Here is a 13,705-nt window from a genome sequence, read left to right on the forward strand (position 1 = left end):
GGGCCATGTGCACTGGCCCGGGACATTCACCTTCGACAGATGTCAAACCTCCTTGGTGACTTCCACTCAACACATGCGACTTCGTGTCGCAAGAGAGCGTACTTCCAGTCGATCCGGCCACGCACGGCATCAGCGGCCTGCCGGTCGGTCAGCCGCTCGGCGTACTGCAACACGCTCACCAGCGCCAGCATCCCCGGAGACACGGACGGACCACCCCGAGGCGCGAACGCCGCCACGAACCGCTCGCTTTCAAACACCGCCCCGAACTCGTCCCTGATCCGCATGGCCAGACACCCACGCGGGAACGCAGCACGGGCGACCCTCGCCGTGGACTCAGGCACCGCAGGCGCAGACAACGGACGCATCGACATGATCTCCCCCTCGCCCCCAGAAAACAGAGCAGTGTCCACCACACCCGAAGGTCATTTCAGGCGAACCATCACATCGACCAACAGAGTCCTGTGGGACTCTCTCTGCACATTCGCGGAAAACCGATCATTGCGTGAGGACGTCCCCACCGTCCGGTCGCGGACCGGGATAAGGGTGCCGTCCACGATCCACAACCGGTCGGCCGCCTGCCGCGGGGGCCGCACCGGCTCGAGCGCGAGCAGTGGACCCAGCCTCTGGATCACCCGGCACATGGTCGTTGGCGAGACGCCGAACAACGGCGCGAGCTGCCGCACCGTGAGGTTCGTGCGGTAGTACACGGCCACCAGCAGAACCCGCTCCGGCAACGGAGGACACCAGGGGCGGCCCCATCCACAGCCTTCACCACCACGCTCGCGGACCGCTTTGAGGAACCGCCCGAACTGATCCAGCCGTAACCCGGTGAACGTCTCCACCCACACCCGCTCGGCCCTCAACACCCCAGCCATACATGGCAGACGCCCAGCTCACGGCCTTGCGCAACACGCTTTAGCCGACTGGTTCGGTACCCCTGACCTTTCAGGGGCCGGCCGCGGGTTTCCTCAAAGCTGATCAAGTACTCGGCTGGGTGCCGGGCCTGAGCTCGATGCGCATGGTGTCGTCGTCCTCGATGACGTACGTAGGATCCGTGGCCTTCTTCCATCCCAGCCGTAGCAGGTAATACCGGTGATCACGTTCAATCAGCAAGCGTAGGCCGCTGTAGCGGTACCGGTAGTGGGCATCGCGTCCCAGATCCTCCACGCGGGGTCCCGGCGGAGCGATGCTCAGCGGCTCGGTGCTCAGTACGACCACGGCCACACGGCGTACCAATCGATCCGCGTCACGGTCCGCGTCCTGACGGCCGAGCTGCCCTGCTACCAGGGCTACCACCCAGATCAGGAAGAGGCTCGCGACCAGAAGATACAGGGCGCGCTCCCATGCCGGTTTTCGTGGCCTGCCCGCGGGAGCGGCGGCGCTGGTCTGGCTGAGGAGCAGTCCGGCTGCCACGAGCAGGGGCGCTGACCAGGCGAAGGGCTGGATCCAGCGCCACAGCGCCATCAGGACGACCCCCACGACAACGAACCCGAGATAGGCTCGCGCCACCGCGCGCCCGAGCACGCGCATGCGGCGGATGTGGCGCTCGGGGAGTTGCATGGCGATCAGCAGTCGGGGAACGGCCGGTACTACAAGCGCCAGAGCCATGATTTCGAGAGCGGGCAGGGCGGCGAGCCGCAGGCTGCGCATCACCAGTTCGAAGGTGCTGAAGCCCATGGCGAGGCTGTCCAAGTGGAAGTAGTCGAAGTAGGCGTTGGTGTATATGTAGCCCGCGTAGAGCATCAGGACGCCGACGAACGATGTCGCTCCGGCAGCTGAGTTGACGAGGTCCAGGTGGCCGCCGCTTTCAGCCCGCCGGGTGGGAGGGGGGTGCGGTGGCGCGGGCCCGTCGCGGAGGCGGCGGAGGCGATGAAGGGCAGGCCCACGGCGGACCGCGCGGCGGCGCGATCCGGTGGGCGGCCTCGGCGAGGCGGGGGGATGTGCCGGGCCTTGGGTTGCGGATGCCCCCATCCCGTCAGCTTGCCTCGGGGAAGATGCTGCTATCCGACGCAGTCGGAGGTGTCGAACAGATGTCACCTGGGGTCGGCGTCGGGCCGCAAGTGGATGCTGATGGATGCCCCGGCGGGCTGCCGGTGATACCGGCGCCAGGCCCATCGGTTGGCCCGGTATCCGATGGCGGCGGATCCACAGCGGGAATACCCGGGTCCCCATTTGCCGCACCACTGTCGTCTTGACCGCCCACGGATCCGCTGCCGTTCTGACCGCTGGCTGTCGTTTCCGGGACCGATGTACTGCCAGGCTGATTTCCGCCAGGCGGCCCGCCCGAAGTACCACACCCTGCGACTCCGTAACCGAGGACCACCGTCATGACAACCGCTGCAGCAGTCCGGCCCCCGGTCACGGCCCCCGAGCACACCCTCATCCGTTCCCCCCTCACAACGGACAACCTTTCACGGCTTATAGGCACAGGATTCCATCGGATACGGGCACAGCTCATATTTGGGGCAGAAATACGGAAGCTGGCGTACGAGTGCTCTACAATGCGATGCTCGCCAGGGGTGCATCAAGATCGTTGCCTGGCGGCCGCGAGGCGCGGGTACTGAGCCGGTGGGTGAGGGTGTCGCCGAGCGTGGCGGGGCCCGCGAGGACCGTGTGGTCGATGCCGAGCTGAGCGGCGAGGTCGGTGGCGTACAGGCGGGCCGCGGCCTCCACGAGCTGGGCATAGGTGGCGGCGGCGGTGCGGTGTCTGCCAGCTTGCCGTTGACGAACAGTTGCAGCTTCTTGTCCACGCCGTCGTACGCGCCGACCAGATGGGTCCACACCCCGCGGCCTTCACCCCGCCCGGTGTGCCGGTCATCGCCCGCACAATCGTCGCGCCGGGCTCGTCGTCGGCGAAGGTGTTGAACACCCACCGGTCATAACTGGCGGAGTAGTACAGCTCGAAGCCGGCGGTCTGGTTGCCGATCTGGGGCGCCACCATCGCCGCGTGGTCGCGCACTTCCGACAGCTTCACCCACGCCGATACCGAGAACCCGCGGGTTGTGCTTGCCGAGAATGTCATCTGCCCTGGCCGGAGGGGGTGGGCCGGACCTCACAGTCGTCGGCCGCGGTCGCTCGAGTCGGCGCTCTCGCATAGCCGTTGTCCATGCGTCACCTGCACAAGGACCCGACGGCATCATGATCTGTCGTGCTGCCGCGCCTGGCCTACCTCACCGCGACCAACACCCTCGCGTTCCTACGCCTCCTACCGATGAGCAACAGAGACAAGGACATCGAGATCCTCGTACTCCGGCACCAACTGCTGGTCCTGCAGCGCCAGGTCGGCAAGCCGACCTTCACCGACACCGATCGCACTGTCCTCGCCGGCCTTCTGTACCACCTACCCAAAGACAGACTCCGGCACCTTCTGCTGCTGGTCCGCCCCGAGACGGTCTTGCGCTGGCATCGGGAGCTACTCAGGCAGCGCCATGCCGCGACCTGCGTACCCAAGCGGCGTGGACGCCCACGCACCATCCGCTCGATCCGTGCCCTGGTCCTGCGTCTGGCCAGGGAGAATGCCTGGTGGGGATATCCCCGGATCCACGGCGAACTCACGGCGCTGGGGATCAAGGTCGCCCCCTCCACCGTCTGGGAGATCCTCCGCGAGCACGGCATCCCACCCGCGCCCAAACGGCAGACCACCACCTGGGCCGAATTCCTGCGCAGCCAGGCCGAGGCGCGAGTACGAATCCTTCTACAACGAACACCGCCCGCACAGAGCCCTGGAACAAGCCGCTCCCTGTCACGCGCTACCCACACCCATCACGCAACGAGCCCGGCTCACCCACCTGGAAGTCCGCAGACGAGACCGACTCGGCGGAACCCTCCACGAGTACCAGCGAGCGACCTGAACCGCGCGGATGATTTATCGGCACCCAATGTGTTCGGCCTCGGACGCTGGCTGTGGCCCACCCTCGTAGTCGGCCTCGTCTGGTGCGCGACCGCCATCGTCGTTCTCATCGTCCCTGACGAGAACAACCAAACCGCTCTCACCGTTGCCGTAGGCGTCGGTCTCGGCTTTGTCTGGTGGCTGCTGGGCCTGCGACGGCGCATCAACACCGGCCAAGCCGGCCCGCCCGCGGCAGCGGTGTCCTCGACGAGTGACCGTCATGGCCCATCGGGGGCCTGATCGCAGATCCGTCAAGGCCAGTGCGTAGGCCCGGCGAAGATCCACCAGGTCGATGGGCAGGAAGTCGCAGGAATGATCGCCTCGGCTCGGGATCGGCGTCGGTGAAGACGCCCTGGGCCTGGCCTTCGGCGATCGTGCGCGCGACCGTCTCGTGGTAGCGGGCGTAGGAACCGGTGTGCAGCACCCGCGGCTCCGGACGGAGCGCGGTCTCGTTCCACGCCTGCAACCAGATCGACCATTCGCGCTGCAACGCGCCGGGGGTGGGCAGTTGCAACTCGACCAGGCGCAGTAGCCGTTGATGCGCGTCCTCGATGCTGTGCAGCTGCGCGACTTGGCGGTCAAATGCCTGCTGCACCGAGTGGCGCAGTGCCTCGGTGCGGCAGACCGTCGCAGCCAGGGAAGTGGTAGTGGATCGTGGCGGCGCTCATAACATAGGCATCCGCGACGTCCGACACCCGCCACCGCGTGGTAGCCCCGCTCGGCGATGAGGCGACAGGCCGCGTCGAGGATCTGACGGCACCGGCCTGTATCCCCGTCGCGTACGGGCCGTCGGGCGCTGCGCTGCGGAACGGCGGACACGGTGCCCGCCTCGTCGCTGCCGTTGATCAGCCAGTTCATCGTGACGTCGCCGATCTCGGCGATCCTGGTCAGCTCGGCGGGGGTGAACCGCCGTGCCCCGGTCAGCGACGTGGACAGCTTGGTGGGTCGGGCCCCACGGCGTCGACGAACGCGCGCTGGCTGCCCGGGTTTCCGCGCAGCACCTCACGCACCCGCTGACGCGTCACGTCCGCGGTAACGCAACGCGTCAGGCCGGGGAGTCCTCCTCCATGGGCGGCATGAAGGCGCGCAGCCATCGCTCCGTCTGGGCGACATGGGCCTCGGCCGCTCCGGCGGCGGCGCGCGGATCGCGGTCGGCGATCGCGGTGGCCAGCACGCGGTGATCCTCGTCGCTCTTGCGCCGCATCTGCTCGCCCTCGGGGAGGGTGAAGATCTGGTACTTGCGGGAGCGGGCGCGGAAGACCGAGAGCAGGGAGGCGAGGGCGGGGTTTCCGGCCGCGGTGGCGATCTCGGCATGGAAGCGGTGGTCGAGGTCCGATGCCTCGGTGGGGTCGTCGGTGGCGTCCATGGCCTCGATGAGCGCGAAGAGTTCCCGCACCGCCTCCGGGGTGCTGCGGGCCGCAGCCTGCGCCGCGACGTGGGACTCCAGGACACGCCGGATCTCGTACACCTCCAGCAGACCGGAGAGCGGCAGCAGTTCCAGGGTGAGCGACAGGCTACCTATGATGTCCTCCGGCCTGAGCTGGGAGACATAAGTACCGGAGCCGTGCCGCGGCTCGATCACCCCCAGGGCCGCGAGCATCCGTACGGCCTCGCGCAACGACCCCCGGGACACGCCGAGTTCCTCGCACAGCTCGCCCTCGGGCGGAATGCGCCCTCCGGCGCTGAGGCGCCCGGTGGCGATCATGTGGCGTAGGCCGTGGAACGCCTTGTCGACTGCGGACATCCGATTCCTCCCGAACGGGCGGGGCGCGGTCCCGCGCCCTTCGTCGCACTGTACCGATTCATCAGATATGTCAGAGGTATCGATCGGAAGTCATCTGATGATCCATGCCGCTACACCCCTTGATTGCAGGGAATCCGTCATGCAGGATGCCGAGTCATCATACGTGTTCTGGTTGCGATCAGATCTCTCTCGTTTCTGACGCCCCTCGGAACACCCGGACCCCGGCAGATCGGGACTCATGTGAGCGAGACCGATGTCATCGCGGCGCCACGCCCCCTGTTGCTGGCCGACGGCCGTCCCGCCGACCGGGCGTGGACGCTGGACCCCGCCATGAGACACCTGAACCACGGTTCCTTCGGCGCGGTTCCCCTGGTGGCACAGGAGCGGCAGAAGCAGCTGCGGGTGGAGATGGAGTGCTCCCCGGTGGTGTGGTTCCCGGCGCTGCCTCAGCGGATCGCCGACACCAGGGTCGAGATCGCCGACTTCTTGGCGGTGGCCGCCGACGACCTGGCCCTGGTGCCGAACGCGAGCGCGGGCATCAGCACCGTGTACGCCGCCCTCGACCGCCGCCGCGGCGGGGAGATCGTCGTCACCGACCACGGTTACGGCGCCGTGACCATGGGCGCCGAGCGGCTGGTGCGCGACCGCTGGGATGGCGGGGTCCGCACCGCGCGGGTACCCCTCGACGCAGATGAGGAGCAGGCGTGCGAGGCCGTGTTCGCCGAACTGTCCGAGGCGACGGACCTCATCGTGGTGGACCAGATCACCTCGGCGACCGCCCGCCGGCTGCCGGTGGAGCGGATCGGCGCGGAGGCTCGGCGGCGCGGGATCCCGCTGCTCGTGGACGGTGCGCACGCACCTGGTCTGCTCCCCGCCCCGCTCTCGGGGCTGACCTGTGATTTCTGGGTCGGAAACCTGCACAAGTGGGGATGCGCGCCCCGGGGCACCGCGGCGCTCGTCGCCCGTGGTCCGCTGCGTGAGCGGCTCTACCCACCGATCGACTCATGGGGTGCAGAGGACCCGTACCCCGACCGCTTCGACCAGCAGGGCACGGTGGATGCCACCTGCTATCTGGCGGCACCGACGGCGCTCGGCTTCATCGAGCACACCTGGGGCTGGAGGCGCGCCCGCCGCTATATGGACCACCTGGCCGGTTACGCCGCGCAGGTCATCGGTGCCGCGTTCACCGAGCTGACCGGCGCCGACAGCAGCGTCGACGTCGGCATGCCGGTCCCCGGGATGCGTCTGGTGCGGCTGCCCGAGGGGCTCGGCGCCACCCGCGTCGAGGCCGACGCGCTGCGCGACCGGGTCGCCGGGGAGCTGGGTGTCGAGGCGGCCTTCACCAGCTTCGGCGGCATCGGCTATCTGCGGGTGTCCGCCCACGTCTACAACACCGCCGCCGACTACGAGTACTTCGCCGAGACCTGCGTCCCCGTCCTCGCTGAGTGGGCCCGCGCGGCTCGCGGGCGGCACGGCACGCCATAGCGGCGCGACACCGTACCCCCCTCCCCACCCCCGACTCCCCAAGCCGCTCCGAGCGCGGCCCGCACCCAAGAAAGAGGTCAGCACGATGAGGAGAAGGACGGCAGCCCTCGCCCTCGGCACCGCCGCGGCGATGGTCCTGACCGGCTGTTCCGCCATGAGTCCGAACGCGAACGGCACGGTCACGCTCAACATGGTCGAGAGCCTGACCAACCCCTCCCGCACCGATCTGCTCAAGGGGCTCATAGCCGACTTCGAGAAGCAGAACCCCAAGATCAAGGTCAACCTGATCTCGCCGCCCACCGAACAGGCCGATCAGAAGATCCGGCAGATGCTCCAGTCCGGCAGCGGCGTGGACGCGCTCGAGGTACGGGACATCACGGTCGGCCCGTGGTCGAACAACGGCTGGCTGTACGACATGGAGAAGGACCTCAAGGGCTGGCAGGGCTGGAACGCCATGACGGAGAACGCCGTCAAGGCGTCCGAGGACGCCAAGGGCCGTACCTTCTTCGTCCCCTACGGCTTCTACGGGCTGAGCCTCTTCTACCGCAAGGACCTGATCAAGGACGCCGGGTTCAGCAAGCCCCCGGCCTCCTGGGACCAGCTGCTGAAGCAGGCGTCCGCCATCAACGACCCGGCGAAGCGCCGCTACGGCTACGCGTTCCGCGGCGGGGCCAACGCCAACAGCAACGCCACCGCCATCATCGAGGCGTACGTGGCCGACAAGGTCGACCGCGCCAACGGCTACAAGCTGAAGAACGGGCGCACGATCTTCTCCGCGCCCGAGGCCCTGGACGCCCTCAAGACCTACCTCACACTCTTCAAGAAGGCATCGCCCAAGTCGTCCGTGTCCTGGGGCTATCCGGAGATGGTCGAGGCGTTCTCCAACGGCTCCACGGCCTTCCTGCTCCAGGATCCGGAAGTCATCGCCACGGTCTCCGAGTCCAAGTCGATCTCGAAGGAGCAGTGGGACACCGCTCCGCTGGTGGCCGGACCCAGCGGGAAGACCGTCCAGCCGCTGGCCACCGCCGGGTGGGGCATCGCGAAGGGCAGCAAGCACAAGGCCGAGACCGTCAAGCTGATCAAGTTCCTGTCCCAGGGCAAGGCGTCGACGGACTTCACCAAGAAGAACAGCCTGGTGCCGATCCTCAAGTCGGCGACCGAGGACCCGTTCTACAAGACCGGCCCGTGGTCGTCCTACGTCACCATGACCAAGCACCCCGACACCTATCTCAACGTCAGCCAGCCGCGCGGCGTGACCTGGTGGAGCGAGTGGGAGCAGAAGTCCGACGCCGACGTGCAGAAGATGGTGATCGGCAAGATGTCGCCCAAGGAGCTGCTGACGGGCTGGGACGCGTACTGGACCAAGAAGTGGGAGCAGGAGAAGTAGGGATGCCCGCCACGTCCGCAACGACGACCGGGCCGAAGTCTTCGCGCCCCGTCCGGAAGCAAGCCGCCCCGCGGGCCCGGAACGGGCCGCGGGGCGGCCGGAAGCGGGAGTTCACGACCCGCCGGGGCCTGCTCATCGCCGCCTTCATGGCGCCTGCCGCGATCTTCGTGGCGGTGTTCACGTACTACCCCATGATCGCGGGCAGCCAGATGGCCTTCCGCCACTGGGATCTGAACGATCTCACCGACACCTCCTGGGTGGGCCTGGACAACTTCCACCGTGTCTTCTCCGACCCCAACTGGGGCACCGTGCTGGGCAATACGGGCGCCTGGGTCATCGGATCGATCGTGCCCCAGCTCGTGATCGGTTTCGCTCTCGCCCTGTGGCTGCGCCGCCGGTTCCGCTTCCGCGGCGTCTACCAGGCGCTGATCTTCTTCCCCTGGGCGATCTCCGGGTTCCTCATCGGCATCCTGTTCCGCTGGATGTTCAACAGCGAGTTCGGCGTCGTGAACGATCTGCTCCAGAAGGCGGGGCTGATCGACGAGCCCGTGGCGTGGCTGGCCGATCCGCACAAGGCGATGATCGCCGTACTGATCGCCAACACCTGGTACGGCGTCACCTTCTTCGCCATCATGATCCTGGCCGCGCTCCAGTCGGTCCCCGACGAGCTGTACGAGGCCGCGGCGCTGGACGGGGCCGGGAAGGCACGCACGCTCTTCCAGATCACCATCCCCTATATCCGGCTCACGCTGGTGCTCACGGTGCTGCTGCGGGTCATCTGGATCTTCAACTTTCCCGATCTGATCTTCGGGATGACCGGTGGCGGGCCGAACAACCAGACACACATCGTGACCACCTGGATGATCAAGATCACTCAGCAGGGCGACTACGGCAAGGCCTCGGCGCTCGGTCTCCTCGTGGTCGCGGGGCTGCTGCTTTTCACGGTGTTCTTCCTGCTGGCCACGCGTGAGAAGCGAGAGGTGAGGTCGTGATCGGCAAAGAGACCGCGGTCGGCCGGGCCGTCCGGATCGTCTTCCTGGTGCTGTGGCTGGCCTTCACCGTGTTCCCGCTGTACTGGATCGCCATCACCTCGCTAAAGGCGCCGGGCGACATCTTCTCCTTCCCCCTCGCCTACTGGCCCGAGCACTTCTCGCTGGAGAACTACAGTGAGCTGTTCAACAAGGCCGACTTCGGGACCTATCTCACCAACAGCCTCATCGTCGCGACCGTCGCGGGCGCGGTCGCCACCGCCATCTCGATGCTGTCGGCGTATGTGCTGGCGCGCTTCGAGTTCCGCACCAAGTCCGCGTTGCTGACGGCCGCCCTGGTCACCCAGATGATCCCGGCCTTCATCGCGCTGGGCCCGCTGTATCTGCTGATGACCGACCTGAAACTGGTCGACAACCGGCTCGGGCTCATCCTCGTCTACATCGCCGTGTGTATCCCCTTCTGCACGGTGATGCTCCGCGGCTTCTTCGAGAACATCCCCGACGCACTGGAGGAGGCCGCGATGATCGACGGCCTCTCCCGGTTCGCGGCGCTGTTCCGGGTGCTGCTCCCGGTGATGCGTCCGGGGATCGTGGCGGCGTTCATCTTCAACTTCGTCAACTGCTGGAACGAGCTGTTCCTGTCGGTGACCCTGATGAACAGCGACGCCAACAAGACGACCCCCACGGCCCTCAACGGATTCATCTCCAGCTTCAACATCGACTGGGGCTCGATGTCCGCAGCGGCCGTGTTCACGATCCTGCCAACCATGGTGCTCTTCGCTTTCGCGAGCCGCCACATCGTGCAGGGGCTCACCTCCGGCGCCGTGAAAGGGTGAGGCCGATGGCCGCGATCGACGTTCCACTGCCCGACTCCGTCCATGTGATCACCGGTCCGTCCGGGGACCCGCGCACCGCCGCACCGGCGGGGGCGGGCCGCTGGACCGTGCCCGGCGCCGAGGTGACGGCGCGACACGATCCATACGGCGCCCTGCGGCTGGTGCTCGCCGCGCCGGGTCCGGAGGGCCTGTCGACGGTGGCGCTGCGCTGGCGCCACCACCCCGGCGGTCACCGCCCCGCCCTGGTACTCGGCGATGCGTGGGAGCGCTCGTACGGCGAGTTGCAGTGACGCAGCGTCCAGCCGGAACGCCCCCTGCCCTGGTACTGGCTGAGCACCGACCCGGTGACCGGTGGCTGCACCGGGCTAGGCGTACGGACCCGCGCCGGGGCGCTGTGCTGCTGGACGGTGGACGAGGGCGGCACCACGCTGTGGCTGGACGTACGCTCCGGCGGCCTGCCTGTGCTGCCGGGCGACCGGGAGATCGCCGCCGCCACGGTGGTCGGGGTGGCGACGGGTGCGGACACCACCCCGTACGCGGCGCTCCAGGAGCTGTGCGCCGCCATGTCCCCCGATCCGCTGCTGCCCGCGCAGCCGGTGGTCGGCTGCAACAACTGGTACTACGCCTACGGCCAGGACTTCGGCCCGGACGCCGTACTGCGCGACGCGGCCACCATCGCCGAGTTCGCCGGGGACCATCCAGTGCGGCCGTTCTGTGTCGTCGACGACGGCTGGACGGAGGGCGGGGGAAGCGCCCCGGGAGGGCCGTGGGACACCGGCCTGCCCGGGCTGTTCGACGACATGGCGGGCCTGGCCGAGGGCATCGCCGACCGTGGCGTCCGGCCAGGCCTGTGGTTCCGGCCGCTGCTGTCCCGGGTGCCGACCGAGGGGATGCGCACGGACACCGGCGCTCCCGGCCGGATCCCCCTGGACCCGTCGCTGGACACGACGCTGGCGACCGTCGCCGCCGATGTCGCCCGCTTCCGCTCCTGGGGATTCGAGCTGATCAAGCACGACTTCAGCACGTACGACGTCTTCGGCCGCTTCCACCCGGACACACCGCACGAAATGGCCGGTGCCGGATGGCGGCTCGCCGACCGCACCCGCACCACCGCCGAAGTGCTGGTGGGCCTCTACCGGACCATCGCCGAGGCGGCCGGGGACGCCGTGGTGCTTGGCTGCAACACCGTCGGACATCTGGCGGCGGGTCTGGTGCAGGTGCAGCGAACCGGTGACGACACCTCGGGCCGTCACTGGGAGCGCACCCGACGGATGGGCATCAACACCCTCGCCTTCCGACTGGCCCAACACAGCCGCTTCTACGCGGTGGATGCCGACTGCGTGCCCTGTACCCCGGCCACCGAGTGGCGGCTGAACCGTCAGTTCCTGGACCTGGTGGCCCGTTCCGGCACCGCGCTGTTCGTCTCCGTCGCCCCGGCCGCCCGTACCCCGCAGACCGATGCCGACCTCGGCGCGGCCGTCCGGCTCGCGCTGGACGGCGGGTCGCCCGGCGGCGTCGAACCGCTGGACTGGCTCGGGACCACGGCCCCGCGCCGCTGGCGGACGGGCAACGCGGAACGCACGTACACGTGGTCCCAGCCCTGGGGTGCGTGGCCGCCGCTTCCGCTCTAGACAGCTGTAGACGGCCCTGGCCATTGGTCAGGCGCGGCTCGGGTTCGAACTCATCGAACCGAAGACCAAGGTCCCGGCGGTCGCGTCGCGGCGACGAACGCCGTTCTCGCGCAGTGCCGTGAGCGCGGGTTACTCATCGGGAAGGGCCGGTTGTTGGGCAACGCCCTTCGCGTGACACCGCCGATGACGGTCACACTCGATGAGGCCAGGCAAGCGCTGGGCATGCTCGACGACGTCCTAGCTCGTATCACACCGCAAGCAGAGCCGCAGGCTGACTCTTGACGGAGCGGCTGCGCGTCGCTTCGTGCCAGGACCTGTCAATGACCCCGGGTGCGAAGTAGCCGTAAGCCCCGCTTTGCCGCCCCGTTCCCATACGGTCGGCCACAAGGTCATGCCGACCGAGCCAACGGCCAGGGGCGGCTCGGCCTGCCCCCGGCCGTTCCCCACCCCGGGGCCAGCGGCGGACAGCGCGACACAGACCCGTGCGGCATGCTTCGCATCGACGCACTCGGCATCGATCCGCAGGCGGTGTCATCATCCTCCAGACACTGCCCGCTGTGGGCATCGCGCTGTACACCCGCTGACTGTGCGAGTGCCGATAAACCATCCACGCAGGTCGAGGGCCTGATCACGGCCCTTCGGCGCTCCTTGATGTTCACCCCGGGGTCTTCATCTACGCAGGGCCCCGGCGGCATCATGATCTGTCGTGCTGCTGCGAGTCGCTCCTAGGAGCGATGAAGAGCGGTGCGTGAGCGCATAGTGTCGGACGAATGAATGTGGTTGACGGCAAGTGGCCCGAGCGGGGCGCTGATGCCGGTCTGATCGCCCTGGCGTTGTTGCCTCAACTGCTGTCGCAGCCGTACGTCGACACGTCGGGGTCGGCGTGGTCGTCGTTCATCGGGTACGAGGCGCTGGCCGCGGTGGTTCTGGTGCTGCGGCAGCGGTTGCCGGTGACGACCTTCGTCATCGGCTTCGGTGCGCTCGTGGCGGCGCTGGTGGGGAGCGCGGGTGAGGGGGCCAAGCTGACCCCGCTGGTCTTCGTGCCGCTCGCCGTGCTGCTCTACAACCTGGGCAGCCGCTGCACGAGCTGGGTGCGTACCGTGTCGGCACTGCTCGGCGGCGTCGTGATGACTCTGCTCGGCCTGTGGGTGAACCGGATGACGACCGACGCCAGTGAGTTCCGGGGCGGCCTGGACGTTCTCGCCGCCCTGGCTCCGATGCCACTGGCATGGGCAATGGGTTTCGCCTCACGTTCCCGGCGTGCGCTGCTCGCCGCGGCCGAGTTGCGGGCGGCCGAGGCGAGTCGCGCGCAGCGCGCGGAAGCGGCGCAGGCGACACAGCGGGAGCGGGCGCGGATCGCCCGTGAGATGCATGACGTGGTCGCGCACTCGCTCACCCTGCTCGTCGTGCACGCCGAGACCCTGCGGGCCCGCGGCGACGAACTGCCCGGCTGGGCCCGTACCCAGGTCGACGGGCTGGCGGCGGCGGGCCGGCATAGCGGTAATGAGCTGCGTGATCTGCTGCGTATGCTGCGCGATCCCGCAGAGGCGGCCCCGCTTCAACCGGTGCCCGGACTCGGTGAGCTGGGTGCGCTGCTGGATAGCCACCGTGCCGCGGGGGGAACGATCGAGGTGCGGATGGGGACGACGGGGACCGGGGGGGTGTGGGGTGGGGGGGGGCCCGGGAGACGGGGGGGGTGGGGCGCGCTGTGAGTCTCAAGCGCCACCCCCAGCCCGAGAGCGCC

Annotated in this window: 11 protein-coding genes and 3 pseudogenes; 8 read left to right on the forward strand and 6 right to left on the reverse strand. The window is 68.3% G+C overall.

Annotation, left to right across the window (positions count from 1 at the left end; all coding sequences use genetic code 11):
- Positions 1 to 92 precede the first annotated feature (92 nt).
- The 4 genes and pseudogenes from ACFXB5_RS18530 to ACFXB5_RS18545 all read right to left on the reverse strand — a co-directional run.
- Positions 93 to 371: pseudogene (locus ACFXB5_RS18530) on the reverse strand (transposase); the annotation flags it as partial.
- 102 nt (positions 372 to 473) lie between these two features.
- A pseudogene (locus ACFXB5_RS18535) lies at positions 474 to 875 on the reverse strand (transposase family protein); the annotation flags it as partial.
- Positions 876 to 978: 103 nt separating this feature from the next.
- Entirely contained in the window at positions 979 to 1,743 is a 765-nt protein-coding gene (locus ACFXB5_RS18540; RefSeq protein WP_385208846.1) for a hypothetical protein, read from the reverse strand.
- 753 nt (positions 1,744 to 2,496) lie between these two features.
- Positions 2,497 to 2,673 (reverse strand): hypothetical protein, encoded by a 177-nt coding sequence (locus ACFXB5_RS18545; protein ID WP_385208849.1) that lies wholly within the window; start codon positions 2,671 to 2,673, stop codon positions 2,497 to 2,499.
- 475 nt (positions 2,674 to 3,148) lie between these two features.
- On the opposite strand from ACFXB5_RS18545, the pseudogene ACFXB5_RS18550 reads away from it, so the two are divergent.
- A pseudogene (locus tag ACFXB5_RS18550) lies at positions 3,149 to 3,851 on the forward strand (helix-turn-helix domain-containing protein).
- A gap of 201 nt (positions 3,852 to 4,052) precedes the next feature.
- On the opposite strand, the gene ACFXB5_RS18555 reads toward ACFXB5_RS18550, so the two are convergent.
- Together ACFXB5_RS18555 and ACFXB5_RS18560 are read right to left on the reverse strand one after the other, a co-directional pair.
- Positions 4,053 to 4,484: a TetR family transcriptional regulator C-terminal domain-containing protein gene (locus ACFXB5_RS18555; RefSeq protein ID WP_385208851.1), complete on the reverse strand. Its 432-nt coding sequence runs from the start codon at positions 4,482 to 4,484 to the stop codon at positions 4,053 to 4,055.
- A 450-nt stretch (positions 4,485 to 4,934) separates the two neighbouring features.
- Complete coding sequence (locus ACFXB5_RS18560) at positions 4,935 to 5,633, reverse strand: FadR/GntR family transcriptional regulator (protein ID WP_385208854.1); 699 nt, start codon at positions 5,631 to 5,633, stop codon at positions 4,935 to 4,937.
- Positions 5,634 to 5,873: 240 nt separating this feature from the next.
- On the opposite strand from ACFXB5_RS18560, the gene ACFXB5_RS18565 reads away from it, so the two are divergent.
- The 7 genes from ACFXB5_RS18565 to ACFXB5_RS18595 all read left to right on the forward strand — a co-directional run bounded on the left by ACFXB5_RS18565 (position 5,874) and on the right by ACFXB5_RS18595 (position 13,673).
- On the forward strand, positions 5,874 to 7,118 hold the full coding sequence (locus tag ACFXB5_RS18565; protein ID WP_385208857.1) for an aminotransferase class V-fold PLP-dependent enzyme: 1,245 nt from the start codon (positions 5,874 to 5,876) through the stop codon (positions 7,116 to 7,118).
- Positions 7,119 to 7,203: 85 nt separating this feature from the next.
- On the forward strand, positions 7,204 to 8,505 hold the full coding sequence (locus ACFXB5_RS18570) for an ABC transporter substrate-binding protein (RefSeq protein WP_385208859.1): 1,302 nt from the start codon (positions 7,204 to 7,206) through the stop codon (positions 8,503 to 8,505).
- Between the two features lie 2 nt (positions 8,506 to 8,507).
- A complete protein-coding gene (locus ACFXB5_RS18575; protein WP_385208862.1) occupies positions 8,508 to 9,497 on the forward strand; it encodes a carbohydrate ABC transporter permease in 990 nt (329 codons plus the stop codon).
- Positions 9,494 to 10,330 (forward strand): carbohydrate ABC transporter permease, encoded by an 837-nt coding sequence (locus ACFXB5_RS18580; RefSeq protein WP_044580275.1) that lies wholly within the window; start codon positions 9,494 to 9,496, stop codon positions 10,328 to 10,330. The genes ACFXB5_RS18575 and ACFXB5_RS18580 overlap by 4 nt, the downstream gene beginning before the upstream one ends.
- A gap of 5 nt (positions 10,331 to 10,335) precedes the next feature.
- A complete protein-coding gene (locus ACFXB5_RS18585) occupies positions 10,336 to 10,620 on the forward strand; it encodes a hypothetical protein (RefSeq protein WP_385208865.1) in 285 nt (94 codons plus the stop codon).
- A 54-nt stretch (positions 10,621 to 10,674) separates the two neighbouring features.
- A complete protein-coding gene (locus ACFXB5_RS18590) occupies positions 10,675 to 11,961 on the forward strand; it encodes a hypothetical protein (protein ID WP_385208868.1) in 1,287 nt (428 codons plus the stop codon).
- A gap of 770 nt (positions 11,962 to 12,731) precedes the next feature.
- Complete coding sequence (locus tag ACFXB5_RS18595) at positions 12,732 to 13,673, forward strand: histidine kinase dimerization/phosphoacceptor domain-containing protein (protein ID WP_385208870.1); 942 nt, start codon at positions 12,732 to 12,734, stop codon at positions 13,671 to 13,673.
- Positions 13,674 to 13,705 lie beyond the last annotated feature (32 nt).

The organism is Streptomyces sp. NPDC059455 (assembly GCF_042750115.1).
GTDB lineage: Bacteria > Actinomycetota > Actinomycetes > Streptomycetales > Streptomycetaceae > Streptomyces > Streptomyces endocoffeicus.